Raw genomic sequence first — 23,807 nt, forward strand, 5'->3', positions numbered from 1 at the left:
AAGGGGGCAACTGGAATGATTGTAGAAGAAATTATGAATCAAAATGTAGTAACATTGCATCCAGATGACACAATCGAAACAGCAATCCGAACAATACGTACGAAAGGTATTCGGCACATTCCAATTGTCGATCAAAATAATCACGTAGTAGGCATTATTTCTGACCGGGATGTAAGAGATGCAAGTCCATCAATTCTTGATGAACAAGTTTCACTCGATATGCTACAGCAACCGCTCGAACTTATTATGAAACACCCTGTCATGACTTGCCATCCTCTTGATTTCGTTGAGGAAATTGCTACTTTATTTTTTGAAAATAAAATTGGCTGTCTCCCTGTTACAAAGGCCGGAAAGCTAGTAGGCATTATTTCCGAATCTACAGTACTGCACACATTAGTGAAATTAACAGGAGCACATCAGCCTAGTTCACAAATTGAAATTCAAGTGAAGAATGAACCTGGTATTCTCGGAAAAGTAGTTGCTATTTTTAGCAATTTACAAATTAATATTGTGAGCGTTCTCGTCTATCCAGCAAAAGACGAGAATGATAAAGTACTTGTTTTCCGCATTCAAACGATGAATCCTCTAAAAGTGATTGATGCACTTGAAGCAGAGGGCTACCGCGTATTATGGCCAAACATAATGGGGATGCAAGCATGAGCAGCGCCTTCATTTATTCAGACGATTTTCGGGGCTATTCTTTTAGCCCTGATCATCCTTTTAACCAACTACGCGTCACACTTACGTATGATTTATTACAAAAGAGTGGTTTTATCTCCCCTTCTCAAGTCATCTCGCCAAGAATGGCTACGGATGAGGAAATTGCATTCATTCATACAGAGGAGTACATAAATGCGGTAAAACTTGCTGGAGAAGGAAAGTTAGAAAAATCAATTGCGATGACATATGGGCTCGGAACAGAAGATACACCGATGTTTCCAAATATGCATGAAGCAAGTGCATTACTCGTTGGCGGTACGTTAACAGCTGTCGATGCTGTTCTTTCCGGGAAAGTAAAGCACGCCCTCAATTTAGGCGGCGGCTTACATCATGGCTTTCGTGGTAAAGCATCTGGCTTTTGCATTTATAATGATAGCTCTATCGCAATGAAATACATTCAGAAGAAATACGGTTTACGCGTTTTATATATTGATACAGATGCTCATCACGGTGACGGGGTACAATGGTCTTTTTATGACGATCCTAACGTGTGCACCATTTCATTACATGAAACTGGGCGTTATTTATTCCCTGGAACTGGCGCAGTAAATGAACGTGGACAAGGAAATGGATATAGTTATTCTTTTAACGTTCCACTCGATGCTTTTACAGAAGACGAATCATTTTTAGATTCATATCGAACTGTTGTAAAAGAAGTTGCAGAGTACTTTAAACCGGATATTATTTTAACGCAAAATGGTGCTGACGCTCATTATTACGATCCACTCACACACCTTTGCGCAACGATGAACATTTATCGTGAAATACCGAAACTCGCTCGTGAAATCGCTAATGAATATTGCAATGGTCGCTGGATTGCCGTCGGCGGCGGTGGCTACGACCACTGGCGCGTCGTCCCAAGAGCCTGGGCACTCATTTGGCTCGAAATGAACAACATCCAAAACATCTCAGGTTATCTCCCTCCAGAATGGATTGACGCTTGGAAAGGACAAGCAGAAACAGAACTTCCCCTCACATGGGAAGATCCAGACAACATGTATCAACCTATCCCTAGAAAACCAGAAATCGAAGAAAAAAATACATTAACTGTAGCGAAATCTCTCGAAATTATTCGGAATAATATGACAAAATCTTTGTATTAAGCAGAAAGGAGGCTCGCTTTTTGAACAGCCTCCTTTTATTTATTGTCGGTTTCTGTCGGTAAGTCGATATATTTTAATAATCGCTGATATATTTTGAGTTGCGGTCGATATAATCGAATAATCGCTGATATATTTCGAGTTGCGGTCGATATAATCGAATAATCGCTGATATATTTTCAGTTACTAATGGACTGGTCCAACTTTTATAAGACAAGGGAGTGATATTATGTGGAAACAACAAATAATTAACACGAAACGTGGCACATTTGAACTCTTTACAAAAGGAAATGGTGAACCGCTTTGCATTACACATCACTATTCACAATTTAATGAAACTGGTGATTACTTTGCGGATGTTTTTACTTCTACACATCGTGTATTCCTTATTAATTTACGAGACGCTGGTAACTCTGTAAAAGCCCGGTCAGAAAATGAATTACGTATGATCGAAACGATTCACGACTTAGAAGCGATACGAGAATCTTTACAATTTCCCACATGGCATTTGGCTGGTCATTCAACAGGCGGTATGCTTGGACTTTTATATGCCATTACATATCCAACTTCCTTGCAATCATTAGTCATGGCCGGAGCCGCAGCAAGTAACTATACCGAAACACCATTTTGTATTTATCATCCAGAACATCCACAATTTCATTATATGCAAGAACTCATCGAAAACTTGAAAAGCCCTCATCTTACAAATGCAGAACGAAAAGAATTATCTACTAAGAGAACCAAATTATCATTGTATAAACCTGAAAACTACAACTCTTATTTTTGTAAACCAATCCAAAAAACAATGTCCGCTAGCCGGATGAACGCTTTCTCTTATGAATATCCGTTATTTGATTTAAGAAAGTACTTACCTTCTATCCATACAAAGACGCTTATTATTTGCGGAAGACATGATGTGCAGTGCCCGATTCAATATTCTATTGAAATGCATGAGGGGATACGCAATTCTATTTTTGTGCCATTTGAGGACAGTAACCATTATCCTTTTTTAGAAGAAGTCGCCTTATTTACTTCTACTACTCAAAAATTTTATAAATCGTTACACAAAAAAAGCAGCATGCACTAAACCTGCTACTTTTTTCATATTTTACTTCCCTACAAATGTAACTTGCTCGCCAGTCGCCCAGCCTCCCATCGGCACAACTATATACTTCATTCCTTGCTGCAGAGTTGCACCGTTTTGTAAATCAAAGATTCCTACTGCACCTTTTCGAGAGCTGAAACGATATTGTGCTTCTACTTTCTTTCCATCTTCACTTTGCAACTCTACTTTTCTACCAGCAAAGAGTTCCATGCTCGGATCTTTATCTAATGTAACTTGAATAGATTTATTGTCTATTGCTTCTGCACTTTGAATGACTAATGGCGCAATAGCTGAAGCAGTAAATTTCGGATTTTTAACGGTTACCCAGTCAGACGTAATTGTGTACTCTGTTCCTGGTTTCAACGTTTGCCCTGCAGGTAAGCGGAATTTAGGCGCTTGTCTACCATCTGCTGCTTGTGTAAACGGAACATATCCAACTTCAATTTTCTCACCTGAACTTGCTGTAATCGTTAGTTTTCTATCACGAAGTGAAGAAATGATTTGATATTGTTTACCATCTTTATCTTTATTTTCTTCATCTAATTGGAATGCTTGATTACCTCTTCCTGCTTTATACGCTTCAATAATATTTGCATAATCTACCACACCATCTTCTAAAAATGATTCAATTTCAAACGTATCATTTGTCACTTGCTTCGCTTGGCGAACATTAATCTTTTCCGAACTTCCTTCAAACTTTTCTTTTTTACCACCCTTATAACTTAACGTATATTTTTTACCTGGTTTTTGCACCTTTACAGGTACGATATATGTACTCGTTGCCCCTGTTTTTAGTCTCGGTACATTCACAATTTCCAGGCCATTACTAAACACGAAGTTTTTCTTAATAGCATCTAAGTTTTCTAATTTCACTTCTTCTTCTGATAACGGTTTAGCAAACGTTAGTTGCAATGTCATCGCATTTAATGGCTCTAATTTCGTAATTTGTGCTTGTTGTTTTTTCTTCTCTTTTTTCGCCTCTTGCTTCGTTTCTTGTTTTGATTCCGCCTTCGTTTCACCTTGCGCGCACCCTGTTACAAGTACTGTAAATCCAATTACTGCTGGTACTAAAAATTTCATTTTTTTCATCTTTATACCCTCCAAATTTATGATTAATATCTTCATTGTTTCCTATGATATTTATAATAAATAGCGGGTATAAATTGCCTATAAATAAATTATTAAAAAAAGATAAAATAAAGATAATATATTTTTAATCTCATTTTTTTCAATAAAAAAACCTATCAACAATTTGACAGGTTCACTACACATTAAAGCGATAACCAGCTCCCCACACTGTTTCAATATATTGCGGATGAGCAGGATCTCTTTCAATTTTTTCACGTAACTTTCTAATATGAACAACAACCGTCGCTAAATCACCAGCTGAGTCTAATCCCCAAATACGTTCAAATAACTGTTCTTTATTTAACACTTGGTTTGGATGCATTACAAAAAATGTTAATAAATCAAATTCCTTCGTTGTAAACGCAACTTCTTTATTATTTATAAAAACTTTCCTCGCTCGCTGATCGATAGAAATCCCGTGAATGTATAATGTATCACGCTTCTTAACCATATTTCCTGATAATCTTTCATAACGAGAAATATGTGCTTTTACTCTTGCAACTAACTCACTTGGACTAAATGGTTTCGTTATATAATCATCTGCACCTAATCCGAGTCCGCGAATTTTATCTATATCTTCCTTCTTTGCTGAAACAAGCAAAATAGGAATGTCTTTTATAGCGCGTATTTGTTTACAAATTTCAAATCCGTTCATCTTCGGAAGCATAATATCTAAAATAATTAAGTCATAATCTTCCTGTAAAGCCCTTTGTAAGCCTGTTTCTCCAGAATGCTCTACATCAACTTGAAAATCATTAATTTCTAAATAATCTCGCTGTAATTCTGCAATACTTACTTCATCTTCAATTAGTAAAACTCTCTTCAATTCATTCACCACATTCCTGTACTTTTTGCAGCGAGAAGAAAATACTTGTGCTTTCTCCAAGCTTACTTTCTGCCCAAATTTTCCCACCATGTTCTTCAACAATTTGCTTCGCTATCGCTAAACCAAGTCCACTTCCACCTGTGCTAGAATTTCGTGATTGCTCTGCACGATAAAAACGCTCAAAAATATATGGAAGTGTATCAGATTCTATTCCTGATCCATTATCCTTTACCTTCACGATAACTTTGTTTTCATTACTTGATGCTGTAACGGTAATTTTTTTCTCACCTTTATCCATGTACTTCACACTATTATGAATTAAATTCGATATAACTCTCTTTATTTTTTCACGATCCGCTATTACATATAGCGGTGATACATGCTGTAATTGTAAGTATACAGATATACCTTCTTCACTTAAATCCATCTGCATCTCTTCTATTAAATCTTGCATAAACATATTTAACTCTATCGTTTCAAACTGAAATGGAACTCGGTTCAAATCGAGCTTCGAAAACAAAAAGAGTTCATCAATGAGTGTGTCCATATGTTTTGCTTTCGTATGAATGGTTGTTAAATATTTATCCATTTTTTCCGGCGTATTTGCTATCCCATCTTTTATTCCTTCCACATAGCCTATAATAGATGTAATTGGTGTTTTTAAATCGTGAGAGATGTTTGAAATAAGTTCTTTTCGATTTTCTTCATATTGCGTTTGCATCTCAATCGACCCTTTTAACTTCTTCCTCATTTCCTCAAATCCTTGGTTTAACTGTCCTATTTCATCATGCGATGTAGCTGGAATTTGAAAATCTAAATTTCCTTCTTTAATTCTCTCAGTCGCATCTTTCAATACAAAAATTGGTTTTATAACACTTCTTGAAACGAAGTAACTTAATAGTCCAATAAGTAAAATGGCTAAAAGTAAGAGCGATACGAACAAAATTGGAAATAATTTTTGTGTAAGATCTACGAACGAACTTTGCTTTTTTAGTACAAATATACTCCCTTCTTCATTCTCTGGAAAATAAAAATCAAATTTTACATATCGATAAAATGTACCATTTAGTTCCGTTGTGCCACGACTATTGATATTTGTCTTTTCAAACTTTGGAAGAGCTTCTTTTAAAGCTACGCTTTCAAATACTTTTGAAGCATATGAAATTGCTTCTCCTTTCCTTACAACTATTTTCACATCCTCCTCTTCAATCGATGACATGAACGATTCATCTAACAATTGCGATTGATTCTGTTTAGCCTCCGATTTCAATTCAAGAAAAATATTTTCTTCTTCTGCCGTCAGTGGCTTTTGAATATAAGAACTTTTGTAGAAATTTTTCACTGATTCTAAATCACCAGTTATCGAAAAAACAATTAAAAATCCCGTAACTAATATAAGCGTAATGGAAACGAGAATAACAGCGATATAAGAAAATAAAAATCTTGTTTTAATAGACATAATTAAAATCCTCACTTTACCCCGCTATTTGTGGGCAGTAAGACTCCCACCTCAAAATTCGCCTGGAGCAAAGAAGTTAGGTGGGAGTCGGGCTGCCCGTAAACGCCCGATTGGTGAAGGCTAATAATCAGTGGGGGATGCCCCCCCCATTGATTAAAGTTTCACTTTATCTATCCTTATTACTCATAAGCATAAAAATATATGTTCAAATACTCAAGCGATTTTATAGTAATTTTAGCACCAGTTTATAAAAATTTAATGTTCCTATTTTACAGTTTAAATTAGGATACCGAATTGCTTACAAAAGGAGGTTGAAATTCCATGTTCAAAAAGACATTCAGTATGATATGTTGCGTAATTTTTTTACAAGGATGCTCGCAAGAACAAGTAGTAAAAAAGGAGATGACAAATATGGAGACTGCACTATTAGCAGCTACTGAAAAAAACGAAACAAACACTGTTATATCGTTACTCAAAAAAGGGGCTGACATAAATATAACGGACAATAAAGGACGTACTTCTCTTATGATTGCTACATACAAAAATGATGTAAAAACTGCCAAAGTTCTTATCGACGCTGGTGCTGACGTAAATATCCAAGATGATATGAAAAACAATCCATTTCTATACGCCGGTGCAGAAGGTTACTTGGACATTTTAAAACTAACGATTGATGCTGGTGCGGATCCAGCACTTACGAATCGTTACGGCGGAACAGCTCTTATTCCCGCGTCAGAACATGGCTATATTGATGTTATAAAAGAACTCCTTACTCGAACAAATATCGATGTAAACCATATAAATAACCTCGGATGGACAGCTTTAATGGAAGCCATCGTACTAAGTAATGGAGATGAAGCACAGCAACAAGTCATTCGCCTTCTTATTGAACATGGTGCTGATGTAAACATTCCCGACAACGATGGTGTTACCCCATTGCAACATGCCCGTGCTCATAACTTTGAAGAGATAGAGAAAATTTTGCTAAAAGGACGTAAGTAAAAAGCTAATTTTTGCCTTCCTCCCACGCCCTATGCTACATTTAACCCGTTACATCAATATTAATAGGGTGGGAATAAATATGAACAAACCTAGAATTGGAATGATTGGACTTGGAAGTATTGCACAAAAAGCCTATCTTCCAACACTTACAAAAGAAACAGATTGGAACTTTGTTGGGGCGTTTACACCTAACGCAGAGAAAAGAAAACAAATTTGCCAGCAATATCGTATTCAAGATTTTCATTCTATTGAAACATTAGCTTCGGAATGCGATGCAATCTTCGTTCATAGTTCGACTGCTACACATTATGAAATCGTTTCTGAACTTCTGAAAAAAGGAATCGATGTTTATGTTGATAAGCCGCTAGCTGCTACTACTGAGCAAGCAGAAAAACTAGTCGAAATGAGCGAAAAGTATAACCGAAAGTTAATGGTCGGATTTAATCGCCGATTCGTTCCTATGTATGTCGCTGCAAAAGAACAAGCTAATGATATTTCATGGATTCGAATTGAAAAGCACCGTACAAATAAGGTGGGACCATATACGTATGACTTTACTATGTTAGATGATTACTTACATATTGTAGATACTGCTCGCTGGTTAGCTAATGATGATCTTAGCGTCGTTCATAATATGGTGCAAACAAATGAAAAGAATGAACTTCTTTACGGACATCATACATATACAACCGCAAACGGGCTCTTACTTTCTACAGCGATGCACCGTCATGCTGGTACAAATTTAGAACAAATTGAACTTGTAACAACAGGGAAAATCATTCGCGTAAAAAATATGAACACATTTGAAGTTGAGCAGGAAAATTCAGTTTCACAGATTGGTTCACCATCATGGGATACGACGTTAAAACAGCGCGGTTTTGAAGATGCTGTTCATCATTTTATCGAATGTTTACACGGAGATACAAGGCCGCTAGTAGACGGATTAGAAGGATTAAAAACGCAGCAAATTCTCCAATCTCTACTGGACGATGTAAGCAAAAATTAAACGGATACATTTTTCAGAATTTACTTTCATTCCCATTTCCTCTTTATTTCTCTCACAAATTTCTATAGAATATGTTGATAGGAATTATAAATTTCATATTGAATCGTGGAAAGGATGGGATTGACACATGTGGAACGAGTTTAAAAAGTTCGCTTTAAAGGGAAACGTCATTGATCTAGCTGTCGGGGTTGTAATTGGTGCTGCATTCGGTAAAATCGTTAGTTCTTTAGTAAAAGATATCATTACACCATTAATCGGTTTATTAATGGGAGGAATTAACTTCACAGGATTAAAATTTACAGTAGGCGAGGCCTCTGTTAAATATGGTAACTTTATCCAAACGATATTTGACTTCCTAATTGTTGCATTTGCAATCTTCATTTTCGTTAAAGTCTTTAACAAAATGACTTTAAAAAGAGAAGAAGAAAAGAAAGAAGAACTTCCAGAACCAACAAAAGAAGAAGAAATTCTTAGCGAAATTCGCGACTTACTAAAACAACAAAACTCTTCTAAAGATAGAGCATAATTGAACGGATAAAAGGCATGCCCCTCTCGGGACATGCCTTTTTTATATGCTATAACGTTTCTGAATTCATATGAATAAATGCAATAATACCTGCAACCATAAGTACCATAATGCTACCTGCAAATAGTGTAATACCGATAAACATTAAACTCGTACTTAAATCTATCGAAATACTTTCAGTAAAAATTGAAACTACATACGTGATAAGGGCGATTCCTGCAAGAATACTTCCTGGAACAAATCGCTTTAAGCCATTTTGTTTTAACGTCATATATGCAAAAATAGCAGTCATGCAAAGCGTAATTATCCAAAGAACGATCATCTCTTCTCCCCCCTCACAAGCCTTTTCTTTCTATTATACATGACATTGCCCTATAATAGTTAAATTTGCACTTGTGTGACATATAACAAGGAATAACCCCAACTGTAGCGAATGTCTTATGCAGAATCCCAAATACATTACCATTATCAAAGCAACGTATTTACAATACCGGCTTCACTTATCGCGAGTATTGTTTATAAAGTAAAACATTCAGCATAAGGAGATTGATCTCATATGTACGCTGTAAAATTATTATTTGAATCTGTTCATTCAGGTGAACCTAATCCTAGTAAAATTGATGAACATTATGAAGAGAATCACGATACACTTTTTGAAGAAAGTATCATTCTCGTTAAGGCGAACACTTTAGAGGAAGCTCACGAGCTAGGTGAAAAGATAGCTCTACAGTCTGAAGATACGTACGATAATATGTACGATGTGCAAGTAACATGGCAGTTTCGAAAAGTGTTACATGTATTTGAATTAAATGATACGTCATTTGAGACAGGAACAGAATTGTACGCAAGATTTTTACATGTTAAGAAAAATGAAACTGTCGATACAGTAGTTAAACAATACTATCCTGAATACTAATAAGAGCTCACAGCTATCGCTGTGAGCTCTCTTATTCTTACTTCGTTGAATCTCTAAATTGGATACGGTGAGGTAAGATAACTGAGTGATCTTCTACTTTTTCTTTGTTCATGTATTTCGTTAGTAGACGCATTGCTACTGCACCGATATCATACATTGGTTGTACAACTGTCGAAAGCTGTGGGCGTACCATTAATGCAAGACGTGTGTTGTCAAAACCAAGCACTTCGATATCAGTTGGTACGTTTAATCCAGCGTCTTGTGCTGCGTGGATTACACCTAGTGCCATTTCATCAGAAGATACGAAGATTGCTGTTGGCTTTTCATCAATGCTCCAAAGTCTTTCAAACGCTTCTATACCTGAATCATATGTGTAATCTCCATCAATTATAAGATTTTCATCATATGAAATACCTGCTTCTTCTAAAGCTTTTTTATAACCTTGTAACTTCTTCGCGCTTCCTGCTTTATCAATGAAAGGACCAGAGACGAAACCGATACGTTTATGTCCTTGCTCAATAAAATGCTTCATTGCATCGTAAGCCGCTTGTGTATAATCAATATTTACTGATGACGTTTCATTTTGCTCATCAAATGACGCTGCTAATACAATTGGTACTGGAGATTTTTTGAACTCTTCAACGTGAATATCTGTAATATCTTCACCCATGAAAACAATCCCGTCCACTTGTTTCCCAAGCATCGTATTTAATAAGTGGAACTCCTTCTCTTTGTTCTGGTCAGAGTTACTTAAAATGATGTTATATTTGTACATTGTTGCGATATCTTCAATTCCACGAGCAAGTTCTGCATAAAACGTATTTGAGATATCAGGAATAATAACACCCACTGTAGTTGTCTTCTTACTTGCTAGTCCACGTGCTACCGCATTTGGGCGGTATCCTAAAAGATCAATTGCTTCTAATACTTTCTTTCTTGTTGTAGGCTTTACATTTGGGTTACCGTTCACAACACGTGATACGGTAGCCATTGAAACGTTTGCTTCGCGCGCTACATCATAGATTGTTATGTTCATCTCTTCGCACACTCCTTCTATTTATGTTATCTATTTTTATGTATCGGTTCACTTGAATGAAAAAAAGACATCAACTCTATTTGCAGATGCCAACAATCGTCCCGAGTTCTTCCTTTTACTAATGATACGATAAAAACGCAGGGTCATACAATATTTTCCCGCAAAAGTTTCGAAAAAATTCGCTTCTTTTCTCGTATTTTCGTATTTTTTATGCAAAAAAGGTCAATTTTTGTAAAAAACTATGTGACAAGGGCTACATAGACTAAGAAATCTTTTTATAATTTACTTCCGAATGCTTTTAATTCTTTCATAAACTCATTGAACTGCGGAAAATTTATAAAATAAAAAAGACAGCTTAAAAACTGTCTTTTTTATTTTATAGGAAAGAAACAAACGGTTTATCGCTGTTCTTCTCTTTTATAATAACAACCTCGATTTTATTCTCGGACTTTATCTGTAATTGAACTTTAGCATCTTTAGGAAATTGTTCTAACATACTTTGAGCAGCCATTTGAGAGAGTGCCATTAATTCTGACTTACCGTTATATTTAACGACAATATCCATCTTTAATTTATCCATCTTATTTTGCTTATAAGAAATCTTAGCATTAACAGGGATATAATCTCCTGGAGAGAATTTCTTTATTGCTTCCGAAAAATCATCTAACTTTTTCTTATCTTCTCCTTGTGCTCCCCCAAATTCTTGAGAAGGATACGAATACGATTTTTCATCAATGGTATCCCAATTTCCAAGGTTAGTCTCGTTCTTTTGAACAGTAGCGCTCGCAATATAAGTACCATTCTTTAAAGAACTTGTACTTTCTTGCTTGAATATAGCAAACGTAATTGGAGATTTGTTATATTTATCATTTTTATTAATAGCTTCTACAAGCCCCTTAGCAACTTCAGTACCTTTAGAAATAGCTTCCTCATTAGATACACTTGAAGACATAGATAAACCAATAACAACACCAGATAAGCTTAGTTCATTTGAATTCTGTTTGCCGAAGTAGTCCTGTTCTATAATATTAGTCAAAACTGGTACTTCTTGTTTCGTAACTAATTCATCAATTGTTTTCTCTGGAATATATTGATTTAATTGTAATACGTAATTTTCTGTATCGAATTGTTTTGAAGCAATATCCATTAAACCATTTTCATATTCTGCTAAATCTAGTTTAGAATTAGTCTTAACATTAACTGTATTAATTACCTTTTGTTCTTTTAAAGGAATAACAGTTCTATAGTAATCCTTAGAAACAGCAGTTCTTGGAATCATACTTTTTTCTTTCGTATCTTTCTGTACAACTTCATCTTTCTTCTCAATAGTATTATTGCTGCAAGCCCCCAGTAATAAACTTAAGCTTGCGATGCATAACGCCATTTTCTTCATTGCTTAAAACCCACTTTCAAAAGTCAATTTACTTAGTTTTAATGTATCTATAGTGTACCATTAAATATATTGCAACAAAATAAAAAAGAAGCAAGCCCTTCGCTTGCCTCCCCCTATTTTACATTCTCTTCTAAAGCTTCTTTTTTAATATTCCAATGCGATGTATGCCATACTACCATTCCATCTTTTATGTATAGCACTTGCGGAGATTCATGCTTAATGCTGTACTGCTCTGCAACATGGTTCGAAACATCTCTCACATCTTGTACGTATAAGTAATATGCCGGCACTTCTCTTTCTTCACCGCAATATGCTTGAAACTCTGTATATGCACCGTGACTAATTGGGCATGTCGTACTATGTTTAAAAAGGACGTAAGGCTCGTTCTTTTCTACTAACGCTTCAAGTTCTTCAATTGTTTCAATCTTCATCATACTCATCATTACTCACCTCTCATGCGAAGTCTAGAGCGCTTCTCTCTCTTTTCAGCCTTCTGCTCAGCTTTCTCAAGTTTACGCTCTTCTTTTTCAATCTTTTTCTCTTGTCTCGTAGCACGGTAATGATTGTATACTTCAATTGCTGCGCTGCTCCACTGCACAACTTGTGCTACTTTATCTGCATTATTTTCAATTTCATCTGTAACAGACTCTGAAACATTGCGAAGCTTCGTATTTAAAGAGTGAATCGTCGTTCCGATTCCATCTACACCTTCTACTACTTTATTTAGCGACTGTGACTTCTGTTGAATATCATCAGCTAACGCATTTGTCTTATGTAATAATTGCTCCGTCTCTACGCTTATTCCTTGCATTTGCTTTTCTAAACCTTCTAACGTACTTGCAACATTTTCTAACGTCTTCTGAACCGATAACAACGTTCTGCATACATACACTACTAATACAGCGAAAGCAACTGCAATAATAGCCGCACTTACGTATAAAAGAACTTGCATTTCATCACTTCCTTTATCTTTTTCATACTTTCTCTTATTATACAATCATTTTCCGTTTCGTTCTAATCCCTATCTTTTCATTAGAATTTTCATACTTATTCGTTAACTTTAACACAAATCATTCAACAAATTCCACTAAGTAGGTTACAATAGGAAAGGATACATAATTAGCAGGGAGGCTTTACATATGAAAGATCCACGTATTGAAAAGTTAGCATACAATTTAATTAACTACTCTATCCGCTTACAAAAAGGTGAGAAAGTATTAATTGAAAACTTTGGCTTACAAAAAGAACTTGTAACAGCACTTGTAAAAGAAGCATATGCAGCTGGTGGTTTCCCATTCGTTTCTTTAAAAGATCATCAAGTAGATCGCTCTTTATTAATGGGTGCTACTGAAGAACATTTCGAACAAATCGCTGCATATGAAGCGAGCGTAATGAAAGATATGGATGCTTACATTGGTCTTCGCTCTGGCGATAACATTAACGAACAAGCCGACGTTCCAAGTGAGCGCATGAAAGTTCACGGCCAAACAGTTGGTAAAAAGGTTCATAGAGACATCCGTGTTCCGAAAACACGCTGGGTTGTTCTTCGCTACCCAAATGCTTCTATGGCGCAGCTTGCTAAAATGAGCACAGAAGCTTTCGAAGACTTCTACTTCGAGGTATGTAACTTAGATTACGGTAAAATGGATAAGGCAATGGATAGCCTTGTTACATTAATGAATAAAACAGATAAGGTTCGCTTAACTGGCCCTGGAACTGACTTAACATTCTCTATTAAAGACATTCCAGCTATTAAATGCTCAGGTCATTTAAACATTCCAGATGGTGAAGTATACTCTGCACCAGTTCGCGATTCTGTTAACGGTACAGTTTCTTATAACACGCCATCACCTTACAACGGCTATACATTTGAAAATGTACAACTTAAATTTGAGAATGGCCAAATCGTTGACGCAACTGCAAACGATTCAGAGCGCATTAACAAAATCTTCGATACAGACGAAGGCGCACGCTACGTTGGTGAGTTCGCAATCGGCGTAAACCCATACATCTTACATCCAATGGGAGACATTCTATTCGATGAAAAAATCGATGGCAGCTTCCACTTCACACCTGGACAAGCTTATGACGATGCATGGAACGGCAACAACTCTAACATCCACTGGGATTTAGTATGCATTCAGCGCCCTGAATACGGCGGCGGTGAAATTTACTTCGACGACGTATTAATCCGTAAAGACGGACGCTTCGTTGTAACTGAACTAGAAGCTTTAAACCCAGAGAACTTAAAATAATATGAAAAGCGCTCGGAATTCTATCCGAGCGCTTTTTCATTAATACTCTAATAATTTTTTAGCTACATCTTCTGGTACTTTAAAACTATTTTTATTTTTTATTTTACTAATTTTCAATTCAACCTCAACATAAGGGACATCTTTATATACTGTCATAGTACCAATTTCATGTAACTCTTTTTTATCTTTACTCGAATCCAATAATTTCGGTGTATCCTCTTGATACATTTTAAACGTTTTCCCTTGCGGAGTATCTAAAGGAGCCGATTCCATTTCCCACTCATCCATTTTGATTGATTCAAACAACTTTGTGATTTCTTTCTTATCGGTAATTGTTTTTTTATCGCTCGAATCAATAAGCGATTCTATTTCAATTTTTTGTGCCTTTTCTAAGCTAACATCAGACTTCTCTTTCTTCGCACTACATCCTATTAAAAGAATAGATGTGGTTAGCAAAAACAAAAACAACATACAGATTTTTTTCATGTCTAATCCCCCTGCACTATATAGAACTATTTTTCTCACTTTTTGTTTGCTGAAAATGAAAATAAAATAAAAGCGTCACTGCGATAGTATCTATTAATAGTGGGACATATAAAGGCAGCTCCCATTTAATATATACTCTAGTGCAAATAGCCAGCACCAGCAAAATTCCCAAACAAAATTTTTACATATTTCATTTCTTACCTACCATTTCTATTTTCACATGTGGATTTTCTTTCTCGATAAGCGCCAAAAATTCATCCGGATCTTGCGGCATCGCAATCATATGTACTTTATACGCATTCGTTGTAATCTCAAATGATTTTCCAACTTGACGAACAACTCTTATATCTTTTAATACAACGTCGTCATTTAAAATTCCGTATTTTAAAATACCATTTTCCACTTTATGTTTTTTAATGAACATTTCCCAAACGAGAGGGACATTTACAATAAAACATAATCCCATCCCAATTAGAGCTGAAGCCCAATCCCCTTTTCTTGTAAAGAACATAACTATTGGGTATATCACCATAAAAGCTAACGTTATACTAACGAAAATTATTCCTAACTTACTTCTCTGAATTGGAAAGTTCATACCCACACCCCTTAATCCAAATTATACCATAATTTCCATTTTGATTTATAAAAAAAGATCATTTATGAAGGATCTTTTTAAATAATATATCTATAAAATTTCTTATCTACCTCTAGCACCGGAAAACTTTTTGGCAACTCTTCTATACTCACACTTTGGAAACCATTCTTCTCATAAAAGCGATGCGCCGCTAAAAATTTTACTGTTGTTCCTAAATAAATATCTTTCAACTTTTTATCATCAGCCCACGAAATCGCTTTTTGAAGCAGCATATGTGATGCGCCCCATTCTTTTCCGCGGAACTCTTTCTTCACGAACATTTTTCTTAGCGCTACTTGATGCTTCCCAATATCTAATAAAGCTACCGTTCCAACTACTTTACCATCATAAGTTGCTACCCAAAAGCTTCCGTTGTCCCTTTGATAGAACGTTTCTATTTCTAGTAAGTCAGGCTGCTCTTCTTTTGTAATTGGGACATTGTATTCTTTTTGCTGAATATGAACAATGAGATCTACTACTTCATCTTGAAACTTACTTTCATATGGCATAATACAAATCTTCTCGTTCATCGAATATCCTTCCACTCCGAAGCTAGTAAACTATAAACAGCAATATCCTGAAAATGATCATACACCCATTCTTCATCTCGTAAAATTCCATCTAACTTAAACCCTAAACGTTCTGGGATTGCACGGCTTTTCGCATTTTCGACACCGCAACGAATTTCAATTTTATTCAGCTTTAAATTTTCAAATGCATAATGAAGCACAGTCTTCACACTTCGCGTCATAATACCTTTCGCGCCAGCATCTTCTGCAAGATAATATCCAAGACTCGTAGCTTTCTTACCCCAGCTCACCGGATGAATACCTACCATCCCAACGAGCTTTCCTTTATAACGTATGCCAGACTCGAACCCATCTCCCTCTGCAAATTTCCTTAACCACATCGGAAAAATCTCATTATATGCATCGGCAGATTTCGTCCCATCTACCCACGGAAGCCACTTTCTTAAATGGTTACGATTCTGATCTATTAATTCATATAGTTCCTCTTTATGATGTTTTTCTAATAGTTGTAATTCGATTTCGTCATCTACTCGGAGTGTGAACATGTTTTTTAGCCCCTTTTTAGTTTTCTTATTATTCTAACATTTAAAACTAAAGAAATGCACCATAATATATCAACGTTTTTTGAAATATATCGGCTTACCGACTAGATTCGACAACTCTGCACACCCACAACAGCACAAAAAAGACGCACAGCCATAGCTATGCGTCTTTTTTCTTACTTCTCTGCAACTTGAACTTCTTTTACGTAAGCTGCTTCGAATTTTTGGATGTCACCTGCGCCCATGAAAATAAGAACGCCGTTTTTATGTTTCTTTAATACCTCTGTTGTTGTATCTGTAATCAGCTCTGCGCCATCGATACGTTTTTGCAGATCTTCAATTGTTAATTCACCTTTGTTTTCACGTGCTGATCCGAAAATATCACATAAGTATACTTGGTCAGCTTTACTTAGGCTTTCTGCGAACTCATCTAAAAATTTCTCTGTACGTGAGAATGTATGTGGCTGGAATACAGCGACAACTTCACGCTCTGGATGTTTTTGACGAGCTGCTTCAATCGTTGCATTAATTTCTGTCGGATGGTGTGCATAGTCATCAATGATAACTTGCTCTCCCATCGGTTTTTCATTAAAGCGACGTTTAACACCTTCAAATGTTGTTAGTTGATGTTTAACCGCTTCTACATCAACGTCTTCGTAATGGCAAAGCGCGATAACTGCTAATGCATTTAATACGCTGTGATCGCCGTATCCTGTAATTTTGAACGTGTCATAATACGTATTACGAACGAATACATCGAATATAGTACCATCAGTTCTCTTTTGAATGTTACGTGCTTGGAAATCATTATCTTCTCCAAATCCATAGAAAATAACAGGTACTTTCGCTTGAATTTTTTGAAGTTCTTCATCATCACCACATGCAATAATACCTTTTTTCACTTGCAATGCCATCTCTTGGAATGCATTAAATACATCATTGATGTCTGAAAAATAATCTGGATGATCGAAATCAATATTTGTCATAATTGCATAGTCTGGATAGTAAGACAAGAAATGACGACGATACTCACAAGCTTCAAATACAAAATACTTACTATTTTCTACCCCATGCCCAGTTCCATCTCCAATAAGGTAAGATGTTGGGTGTGCGCCTTGCATTACATGGGCTAACAAACCTGTAGTTGATGTTTTTCCATGTGCACCAGTTACTGCAACACTTGTGTACTGATTCATAAGGTCACCTAAGAAGTGATGATAACGATGTACTGGGATATTTAATTCTTTTGCTGCTACGATTTCTTCATGCGTATCAGGAAATGCGTTTCCCGCGATAATCACTTGTCCTTCTTTAATATTATTTTTATCAAAAGGAAGGATGGAAATACCACGCTTTTCCAATGCTATTTGTGTAAAGAAACGCTTTTCATAATCAGACCCTTGAACAGTATGCTTCATGTCATGAAGAATTTGTGCTAATGAACTCATTCCTGTTCCTTTAATTCCTACAAAATGGTAAACTGTCATCTTAAAGAACCTCCAACATTTCGAACTAATACAACGGCCTATCTATAAGACAGTATATGAATCTTTTCTTATTTTGGTAATCATCATACATTTCTGATGCAGTGAATTTCTTTTTATATTCACTTATCAGTGATAAACTCATACGTACTTCTTTTATGTCCATAACACATTTATTATAGCAAAAAACAAGCCGCTATACTATGATAACAGAAAAACTGATAGGGTCAATCACCTATCAGTTTTTCTCGCTTTTACATATCTTCTTTTGTTTCTAATTGAACACGCTCTAGACGTGGATTTGGACGGTATTTACGACCAGCTTTCGCTTCTGGTTTTCCATCTAATTCTACGTTATCACCAGTAAAACCAATATTCATTTTTAATAAGCTACTTCCTACTCCGTATATATCGACAGGAACATTTTGAGCTTCAAATTCACGAATACGTTTCTCATCAAACCCACCAGTTACAACGATATCTACATGTTGGAAACCTTCCTCATCAAGAGCCTTACGAAGAGCAAATACAAGTGATGGATTTACACCACGCGGATCGAATGTTCCAAGTACTTCTGGATGACGAATGAAATATTGATCAATCATTGTACGGGACGTATCCACACGTACACCTTTTAATGTTGATCCAAATTCACGCGCTACGCGAAGTGCATCTGTAATGACATCATTGTTGTAATCAATTAGTACGACTAATTCATCTTCTGGGAATTTTTTGTGATATGCTTTTGCTGCTTCAACAACATCACCATTAAACATTTGAATTAAAGCGTGAGGCATCGTCCCCATACCACTTCTGCCCCACCATTCATTCATTGCATGCGTCGCTTGTGCGCTCATACCTCCGATGTATGCCGCATAACCGTCACCAGCTTGTTGAGTATAATGATCGTCACGATCTCCCATGAAAATAACTGGTTTTTCTTTATCTACACTACGTGCAGCTTGGACAACGTTATATACGTTTGTCGCAACTGATGTACGACGAGCTAAAATCCCATCAATTACACCTTCTAAAAAGCCGAAGTATTCATAAGGACCATGAATTGTTAAAACTGTTTCAAACGGACTAATATTATCGCCATCCTTTAAAGAATGAATTTCTAATTCCTCAGGATTTTTGGCGAATGTTTGTAGCAATGCGATTACCTCATCTGCTCCGCAAAGAACTGAATGTTCTTTTTGGAAAAACTGCATTGTTACAACACTTTTCGGGCGAAATTCTTCAATGATTTCTCTAGTTTTTAAAAAGTAAACGGCAGAGAACCAGCCTTCTCCAACACGTTCATCAAATTTAAATGTTTTATTTGTTAGTCGATTTATTTCACCTTTTAATTTTAATTCAATTTCTTTCATGTCGCTTTACTCCCTACTTTACTATCCAACATTTTCTCTTAGTATACAGCAAAACCGTTTACTATACATTTGTTTCCTGCATAGCGGCGAATTCATCCTCAGAAATAAGGACATCTCTCGGTTTCGTTCCTCTTCCTTCAGAAATAATCCCTTGCGATTCCATCTCTTCAATTAGACGTGCCGCGCGATTATAACCAATGCGGAATTTTCTCTGTACAGAAGATGTGGACGCTCCCCCTTGCTCTACAACAAATTGACATGCATCAAAAAATAGTTCATCTTCAGACTCACTCTGCTCTGATTTTGCTAATAAATCCTCTTGCTTAAATAAGTAATTTGGCTTCATTTGCTTTTTCACATGCTCAACTGTTCTTTCAATCTCTTCATCTGATACGTATACACCTTGTACACGAACTGGTTTAGACGTGCCGTTTCCTAAAAATAGCATATCACCACGGCCAAGTAATTTCTCCGCGCCCCCAATATCAATAATCGTACGCGAATCAACTTGAGATGATACTGTAAACGCAATACGCGTTGGAATGTTTGATTTAATTAAACCTGTAATAACGTCTACAGATGGACGCTGCGTCGCAACTAATAAGTGAATACCACAAGCACGAGCTTTTTGTGCAATACGACAAATCGCTTCCTCAACATCACCAGGAGCAACCATCATTAAGTCCGCTAACTCGTCAATGACGATTACAATATAAGGTAATGTCTCACCTGGGATTTCTCTCCCACTTACAATCGTATTGTAACGAGTTAAATCACGAGCACCAGCATGAGCAAACAATTCATAACGACGTTCCATCTCTTCAACCGCCCACTTTAACGCGGCTGTAGCTGCTTTTACGTCAGTAATAACAGGTGCTACAAGATGCGGAACAGAATTGTATGGTGCCAGCTCAACCATCTTCGGATCAATTAGTATCAACTTCACTTCATGCGGCTTCGCTTTATATAAAATGCTCGTTAAAATCGCGTTAATGCACACACTTTTCCCTGAACCAGTTGCACCCGCAATAAGTCCATGTGGCATTTTTCGAATATCCGTTACAATTGGATCACCTGAAATATCAAGCCCCAGCGCAACTGTAAGCGGTGATTCACTCTTTGTAAATACAGGACTTCTTAAAATTTCACGAAGGAATACTGGCTTACTTTCCTTATTCGGAACTTCAATTCCAATTGCACTCTTCCCTGGAATTGGTGCTTCAATTCGAATATCTTTCGCAGCTAAACTTAACTTAATATCATCACTTAAATTTGTAATTTTATTTACTTTCACACCTGGGTCTGGTTGTACTTCAAAACGAGTTACCGCCGGCCCTTGTGACACATTAATAACATGTGCTCCAACATGGAAATTATTAAATGTCGTATTTAATAATTCTTCCTGTTCTTCTAGCCACTCCGTATTATCTAATGCTGCCTGCTGCGGAATTGACAACAACGTTAATGGCGGAAATTCATACTTCGGCGGCGTTTGTAGTACGTTGCGCATATCGTTCTCTTTTTGATTTACAACATATGCTTTCTCTTGTACTTGTTCAGCCACCACTACTTGTTGCATCGGTTTTTCTTCTACTTGTGGTTCCACCACTACTTGCTGCATTGGCTTTTCTTCCACTTGAGCTTCTACTACCACTTGCTGCATCGGTTTTTCTTCCACTTGAGCTTCTACTACCACTTGCTGCATTGGTTTTTCTTCCACTTGAGCTTCTACTACCACTTGCTGCATTGGTTTTTCTTCCACTTGAGCTTCTACTACCACTTGCTGCATTGGCTTTTCTTCCACTTGAGCTTCTACTACCACTTGCTGCATTGGTTTTTCTTCTACTTGGGTTTCTACCACTACTTGCTGCATTGGTTTTTCTTCCACTTGAGCTTCTACCACTTGCTGCATTGGTTTTTCTTCTACTTGGGTTTCTACCACTACTTGCTGCATTGGTTTTTCCGTTACTCGTTCACCCACAGTAGATTGCGTTACGTTCGTTCGTACCGCATGTCTTTCCATTAACTTCTTTCTGTCTTGTTTTAACATGACAACGTTAAATGGAACATGACGCTTTTTCTCACGTTTCGGCTCTTCTTTTTGTGCAGCAGGCTGTTCTTCAACAACTTGTTTCTTTTCTTCAGCTTCTTCAATTAAAACATTCGCAAAGCTTTGAACATCTTTCTTCGTTTGCTCATCTGCTTCTGAAACTGGTACGAATACTTCACTTTCTTCCATGAACTCAATTGTTTCTTGCTGAGAAATCACTGGTTGCTCTTCAACTGCTATATTTTCTAACGACCCTGTATTCATCGTTTCTTCAATTACTTCTTCTTGTGGTGTTTCCTCTAATGCGAATTCCGTAACTGATTCTATTTCCTTAGATTCCTCTAATTCCACAACCTCTTCTGCTTCCTCAGATTCTTCTAACTCCGCAACTTCTTCTGCTTCCTTAGGTTCTTCTAACTCCACAACTTCTTCCGCTTCTTCCGCTTCTTTAGATTCCTCTAATTCCACAACTTCTTCTGCTTCCTCAGATTCTTCTAACTCCGCAACTTCTTCTGCTTCCTTAGGTTCTTCTAACTCCACAACTTCTTCCGCTTCTTTAGATTCCTCTAATTCCACAACTTCTTCTGCTTCCTCAGATCCCTCTAACTCCGCAACTTCTTCTGCTTCCTTAGGTTCTTCTAATTCCGCAACTTCTTCCGCTTCTTTAGATTCCTCTAATTCCGCAACTTCTTCTGCTTCCTCAGATTCTTCTAACTCCGCAGATTCTTCTAACTCCGCATCTTCTTCTGCTTCCTTAGGTTCTTCTAATTCCGCAACTTCTTCTGCTTCCTTAGGTTCTTCTAATTCCGCAACTTCTTCCGCTTCTTTAGATTCCTCTGATTCCGCAACTTCTTCTGCTTCCTCAGATTCTTCTAACTCCGCAGCTTCTTCTGCTTCCTTAGGTTCTTCTAATTCCGCAGCTTCTTCTGCTTCCTCAGATTCTTCTAACTCCGCAGCTTCTTCTGCTTCCTTAGGTTCTTCTAACTCCACAACTTCTTCCGCTTCTTTAGATTCCTCTAATTCCACAATTTCTTCTGCTTCCTCAGATTCTTCTAACTCCGCAACTTCTTCTGCTTCCTTAGATTCTTCTTCAAAAGCATCTGGTATTTCTATAGTAATTATTTCTTCAAGTTTTTCATCTGCTTTTACAATCACTACATCTTCTAAGGTTTCTTCTTCGACTTGATTTGCTGCAACTTCAGCAACAGTTTCTTCTATTTCTGTATTACATTCATTTTCTTCTGTTAATATCGAATACACATGCTCTACTTTAGAATCTATTGACTCTTCTTGTAAAGTTTCTTCGTTATCTTCTGTAGATGATAACGCCACTACATCTTGCTCCTGCTTCAAGGCTTGTACAATTGTAGCCTCTTCTTCCACATGCTGTCCTACTGTTTTATGAAGCAAATCATCACTTAGGCTTTCTTCTAATGAAGGGGCTTGACGTTCAACTTCGTAACCGTTTTTCTCTAACCATGTATCCACAACCGATTTTTCTTCTACTTTATTACTTCGTTCGTTCACTCCGTTCTTAACAGATGAACTTCCTTGTAGAACTCCCGAAAAGTCAGATAATGTATATCCCTTTTTCTCTAACCATGCGTCAACAACAGCTTTTCCTTCAACAGATATTTCAAGATCTTCTCTTTCCTTTTCTTCCTCCTGCACAACCTTCGTTTCTACTGAAGGACGGTTATATCCATAAATCGGAGAAATCATTTCTGTTGGACGAAATGGTCTACGGTTACTTTCTTGCGACGGTACGAATGCTTTTTTTACGACAGGCTCTGGTTCCGGTTCATATTGCAATTCCGGTTCCTCATATGTAGGTGCTTCTGTTTCCACATACGGTCGTCTGCTTCTTTCCACTTTTGTTCCTCTTTGAGTAGGCTGTTCTTCATATGTTCCTCTTTGAATAGGTTGTTCTTCAAAGTTAGGCAGTTCTCTTACATCCTCCTCATCGAATCCATTATCTGGTATTAGTGGAAAACGACATTTCCCTGCATTCCGACTTGCCATTTGTGCTTCTCTTGCTTCAGTGTAGTGGTTTACACGAGGAATTTTCGGCTGACTTACAATTTGCTTTGGTACTTCTTTATTCATCGCTGTTTTTTCTTCCTCTTTGTTAAACAGCTTTTTCATCCAATCTAACATGCTTACCACTCTTTCTACTAAATAGTAACAACCTTTATTGTATCAGCATTCGGCAAAAAGTGCAGGTAAAATTAAGCAT

Annotated in this window: 23 protein-coding genes and 1 pseudogene; 9 read left to right on the forward strand and 15 right to left on the reverse strand. The window is 36.8% G+C overall.

The features are described from left to right. Positions 1–15 precede the first annotated feature (15 nt). The 3 genes from EXW56_RS22295 to EXW56_RS22305 all read left to right on the forward strand — a co-directional run bounded on the left by EXW56_RS22295 (position 16) and on the right by EXW56_RS22305 (position 2,907). Positions 16–660: an acetoin utilization AcuB family protein gene (locus tag EXW56_RS22295; RefSeq protein ID WP_002160217.1), complete on the forward strand. Its 645-nt coding sequence runs from the start codon at positions 16–18 to the stop codon at positions 658–660. Beyond that, complete coding sequence (acuC, locus tag EXW56_RS22300) at positions 657–1,823, forward strand: acetoin utilization protein AcuC (RefSeq protein WP_016106362.1); 1,167 nt, start codon at positions 657–659, stop codon at positions 1,821–1,823. Before EXW56_RS22295 ends, acuC begins: the two co-directional genes overlap by 4 nt. 226 nt (positions 1,824–2,049) lie before the next feature. After that, positions 2,050–2,907 (forward strand): alpha/beta fold hydrolase, encoded by an 858-nt coding sequence (locus EXW56_RS22305; protein WP_098988715.1) that lies wholly within the window; start codon positions 2,050–2,052, stop codon positions 2,905–2,907. A 21-nt stretch (positions 2,908–2,928) separates the two neighbouring features. On the opposite strand, the gene EXW56_RS22310 is transcribed toward EXW56_RS22305, so the two are convergent. The 3 genes from EXW56_RS22310 to EXW56_RS22320 all read right to left on the reverse strand — a co-directional run bounded on the left by EXW56_RS22310 (position 2,929) and on the right by EXW56_RS22320 (position 6,338). Next, complete coding sequence (locus EXW56_RS22310; RefSeq protein ID WP_098988714.1) at positions 2,929–4,014, reverse strand: hypothetical protein; 1,086 nt, start codon at positions 4,012–4,014, stop codon at positions 2,929–2,931. A 175-nt stretch (positions 4,015–4,189) separates the two neighbouring features. Beyond that, positions 4,190–4,879, reverse strand: coding sequence for a response regulator transcription factor (locus EXW56_RS22315; protein ID WP_033710726.1), 690 nt, complete (start codon positions 4,877–4,879; stop codon positions 4,190–4,192). Position 4,880: 1 nt separating this feature from the next. Beyond that, positions 4,881–6,338 (reverse strand): sensor histidine kinase, encoded by a 1,458-nt coding sequence (locus tag EXW56_RS22320; protein WP_002160212.1) that lies wholly within the window; start codon positions 6,336–6,338, stop codon positions 4,881–4,883. Positions 6,339–6,659: 321 nt separating this feature from the next. On the opposite strand from EXW56_RS22320, the gene EXW56_RS22325 reads away from it, so the two are divergent. From EXW56_RS22325 to mscL, 3 genes are all read left to right on the forward strand, one after another. After that, positions 6,660–7,340 carry an ankyrin repeat domain-containing protein gene (locus EXW56_RS22325; RefSeq protein WP_215596951.1) on the forward strand — a complete coding sequence of 227 codons (681 nt, stop codon included), beginning with the start codon at positions 6,660–6,662 and terminating at the stop codon, positions 7,338–7,340. 79 nt (positions 7,341–7,419) lie between these two features. Continuing rightward, positions 7,420–8,346 carry a Gfo/Idh/MocA family protein gene (locus EXW56_RS22330; protein WP_002112304.1) on the forward strand — a complete coding sequence of 309 codons (927 nt, stop codon included), beginning with the start codon at positions 7,420–7,422 and terminating at the stop codon, positions 8,344–8,346. Between the two features lie 127 nt (positions 8,347–8,473). Next, positions 8,474–8,872 (forward strand): large conductance mechanosensitive channel protein MscL, encoded by a 399-nt coding sequence (gene mscL, locus EXW56_RS22335; protein WP_002112305.1) that lies wholly within the window; start codon positions 8,474–8,476, stop codon positions 8,870–8,872. A gap of 49 nt (positions 8,873–8,921) precedes the next feature. On the opposite strand, the gene EXW56_RS22340 is transcribed toward mscL, so the two are convergent. Beyond that, the gene (locus EXW56_RS22340; RefSeq protein WP_002199128.1) at positions 8,922–9,194 is read right to left on the reverse strand and encodes a DUF3917 domain-containing protein; all 273 of its coding nucleotides are present in this window, start codon (positions 9,192–9,194) and stop codon (positions 8,922–8,924) included. A 111-nt stretch (positions 9,195–9,305) separates the two neighbouring features. On the opposite strand from EXW56_RS22340, the pseudogene EXW56_RS22345 reads away from it, so the two are divergent. Beyond that, positions 9,306–9,413 (forward strand): annotated as a pseudogene (locus tag EXW56_RS22345) (DUF3949 domain-containing protein); the annotation flags it as partial. A gap of 15 nt (positions 9,414–9,428) precedes the next feature. Next, positions 9,429–9,788 carry a DUF4288 domain-containing protein gene (locus tag EXW56_RS22350; RefSeq protein WP_098988711.1) on the forward strand — a complete coding sequence of 120 codons (360 nt, stop codon included), beginning with the start codon at positions 9,429–9,431 and terminating at the stop codon, positions 9,786–9,788. Between the two features lie 37 nt (positions 9,789–9,825). Here the strand turns inward: EXW56_RS22350 and ccpA are convergent, their stop codons facing one another. The 4 genes from ccpA to EXW56_RS22370 form a co-directional block, all read right to left on the reverse strand. Beyond that, the gene (ccpA, locus tag EXW56_RS22355; RefSeq protein WP_002112310.1) at positions 9,826–10,824 is read right to left on the reverse strand and encodes a catabolite control protein A; all 999 of its coding nucleotides are present in this window, start codon (positions 10,822–10,824) and stop codon (positions 9,826–9,828) included. Between the two features lie 376 nt (positions 10,825–11,200). Beyond that, positions 11,201–12,217: a CamS family sex pheromone protein gene (locus EXW56_RS22360; RefSeq protein ID WP_088079495.1), complete on the reverse strand. Its 1,017-nt coding sequence runs from the start codon at positions 12,215–12,217 to the stop codon at positions 11,201–11,203. Positions 12,218–12,330: 113 nt separating this feature from the next. Next, a complete protein-coding gene (gene ytxJ / locus EXW56_RS22365; RefSeq protein ID WP_215596952.1) occupies positions 12,331–12,657 on the reverse strand; it encodes a bacillithiol system redox-active protein YtxJ in 327 nt (108 codons plus the stop codon). Between the two features lie 2 nt (positions 12,658–12,659). Continuing rightward, entirely contained in the window at positions 12,660–13,169 is a 510-nt protein-coding gene (locus EXW56_RS22370) for a DUF948 domain-containing protein (RefSeq protein WP_001197724.1), read from the reverse strand. A gap of 187 nt (positions 13,170–13,356) precedes the next feature. Here EXW56_RS22370 and EXW56_RS22375 point away from each other — a divergent pair, with 187 nt between their 5' ends. Beyond that, positions 13,357–14,472: an aminopeptidase gene (locus tag EXW56_RS22375; protein WP_002034367.1), complete on the forward strand. Its 1,116-nt coding sequence runs from the start codon at positions 13,357–13,359 to the stop codon at positions 14,470–14,472. Between the two features lie 39 nt (positions 14,473–14,511). On the opposite strand, the gene EXW56_RS22380 is transcribed toward EXW56_RS22375, so the two are convergent. From EXW56_RS22380 to EXW56_RS22410, 7 genes are all read right to left on the reverse strand, one after another. Next, on the reverse strand, positions 14,512–14,958 hold the full coding sequence (locus EXW56_RS22380) for a hypothetical protein (RefSeq protein WP_002199126.1): 447 nt from the start codon (positions 14,956–14,958) through the stop codon (positions 14,512–14,514). A gap of 190 nt (positions 14,959–15,148) precedes the next feature. Beyond that, a complete protein-coding gene (locus tag EXW56_RS22385) occupies positions 15,149–15,553 on the reverse strand; it encodes a PH domain-containing protein (RefSeq protein WP_002199125.1) in 405 nt (134 codons plus the stop codon). A gap of 77 nt (positions 15,554–15,630) precedes the next feature. After that, positions 15,631–16,122, reverse strand: coding sequence for a GNAT family N-acetyltransferase (locus tag EXW56_RS22390; RefSeq protein ID WP_002199124.1), 492 nt, complete (start codon positions 16,120–16,122; stop codon positions 15,631–15,633). Beyond that, positions 16,119–16,667, reverse strand: a complete 549-nt coding sequence (locus EXW56_RS22395) for a GNAT family N-acetyltransferase (protein ID WP_002199123.1) — start codon at positions 16,665–16,667, stop codon at positions 16,119–16,121. Before EXW56_RS22395 ends, EXW56_RS22390 begins: the two co-directional genes overlap by 4 nt. A gap of 173 nt (positions 16,668–16,840) precedes the next feature. Next, positions 16,841–18,151, reverse strand: coding sequence for a UDP-N-acetylmuramate--L-alanine ligase (gene murC / locus EXW56_RS22400; RefSeq protein WP_002112319.1), 1,311 nt, complete (start codon positions 18,149–18,151; stop codon positions 16,841–16,843). Between the two features lie 251 nt (positions 18,152–18,402). Further along, a complete protein-coding gene (locus tag EXW56_RS22405) occupies positions 18,403–19,521 on the reverse strand; it encodes a nicotinate phosphoribosyltransferase (RefSeq protein WP_002199122.1) in 1,119 nt (372 codons plus the stop codon). A 61-nt stretch (positions 19,522–19,582) separates the two neighbouring features. Further along, a complete protein-coding gene (locus EXW56_RS22410) occupies positions 19,583–23,728 on the reverse strand; it encodes a DNA translocase FtsK (protein ID WP_215596953.1) in 4,146 nt (1,381 codons plus the stop codon). Positions 23,729–23,807 lie beyond the last annotated feature (79 nt).

The sequence above is a fragment of the Bacillus mycoides genome (genome assembly GCF_018742245.1).
GTDB classification, from domain to species: domain Bacteria; phylum Bacillota; class Bacilli; order Bacillales; family Bacillaceae_G; genus Bacillus_A; species Bacillus_A cereus_U.

Excerpts from the sequence above, each read along its gene's own strand:
- acuC (WP_016106362.1), top strand. The coding sequence starts at position 657 with ATGAGCAGCGCCTTCATTTATTCAGACGATTTTCGGGGCTATTCTTTT.
- EXW56_RS22410 (WP_215596953.1), bottom strand. The coding sequence starts at position 23,728 with ATGTTAGATTGGATGAAAAAGCTGTTTAACAAAGAGGAAGAAAAAACA.
- EXW56_RS22305 (WP_098988715.1), top strand. The coding sequence starts at position 2,050 with ATGTGGAAACAACAAATAATTAACACGAAACGTGGCACATTTGAACTC.
- EXW56_RS22380 (WP_002199126.1), bottom strand. The coding sequence starts at position 14,958 with ATGAAAAAAATCTGTATGTTGTTTTTGTTTTTGCTAACCACATCTATT.
- EXW56_RS22320 (WP_002160212.1), bottom strand. The coding sequence starts at position 6,338 with ATGTCTATTAAAACAAGATTTTTATTTTCTTATATCGCTGTTATTCTC.
- EXW56_RS22370 (WP_001197724.1), bottom strand. The coding sequence starts at position 13,169 with ATGCAAGTTCTTTTATACGTAAGTGCGGCTATTATTGCAGTTGCTTTC.
- EXW56_RS22385 (WP_002199125.1), bottom strand. The coding sequence starts at position 15,553 with ATGAACTTTCCAATTCAGAGAAGTAAGTTAGGAATAATTTTCGTTAGT.
- EXW56_RS22390 (WP_002199124.1), bottom strand. The coding sequence starts at position 16,122 with ATGAACGAGAAGATTTGTATTATGCCATATGAAAGTAAGTTTCAAGAT.
- EXW56_RS22405 (WP_002199122.1), bottom strand. The coding sequence starts at position 19,521 with ATGAAAGAAATTGAATTAAAATTAAAAGGTGAAATAAATCGACTAACA.
- EXW56_RS22325 (WP_215596951.1), top strand. The coding sequence starts at position 6,660 with ATGTTCAAAAAGACATTCAGTATGATATGTTGCGTAATTTTTTTACAA.
- EXW56_RS22350 (WP_098988711.1), top strand. The coding sequence starts at position 9,429 with ATGTACGCTGTAAAATTATTATTTGAATCTGTTCATTCAGGTGAACCT.
- mscL (WP_002112305.1), top strand. The coding sequence starts at position 8,474 with ATGTGGAACGAGTTTAAAAAGTTCGCTTTAAAGGGAAACGTCATTGAT.
- murC (WP_002112319.1), bottom strand. The coding sequence starts at position 18,151 with ATGACAGTTTACCATTTTGTAGGAATTAAAGGAACAGGAATGAGTTCA.
- EXW56_RS22340 (WP_002199128.1), bottom strand. The coding sequence starts at position 9,194 with ATGATCGTTCTTTGGATAATTACGCTTTGCATGACTGCTATTTTTGCA.
- EXW56_RS22360 (WP_088079495.1), bottom strand. The coding sequence starts at position 12,217 with ATGAAGAAAATGGCGTTATGCATCGCAAGCTTAAGTTTATTACTGGGG.
- EXW56_RS22375 (WP_002034367.1), top strand. The coding sequence starts at position 13,357 with ATGAAAGATCCACGTATTGAAAAGTTAGCATACAATTTAATTAACTAC.
- EXW56_RS22330 (WP_002112304.1), top strand. The coding sequence starts at position 7,420 with ATGAACAAACCTAGAATTGGAATGATTGGACTTGGAAGTATTGCACAA.
- ytxJ (WP_215596952.1), bottom strand. The coding sequence starts at position 12,657 with ATGAGTATGATGAAGATTGAAACAATTGAAGAACTTGAAGCGTTAGTA.
- ccpA (WP_002112310.1), bottom strand. The coding sequence starts at position 10,824 with ATGAACATAACAATCTATGATGTAGCGCGCGAAGCAAACGTTTCAATG.
- EXW56_RS22395 (WP_002199123.1), bottom strand. The coding sequence starts at position 16,667 with ATGTTCACACTCCGAGTAGATGACGAAATCGAATTACAACTATTAGAA.
- EXW56_RS22295 (WP_002160217.1), top strand. The coding sequence starts at position 16 with ATGATTGTAGAAGAAATTATGAATCAAAATGTAGTAACATTGCATCCA.
- EXW56_RS22310 (WP_098988714.1), bottom strand. The coding sequence starts at position 4,014 with ATGAAAAAAATGAAATTTTTAGTACCAGCAGTAATTGGATTTACAGTA.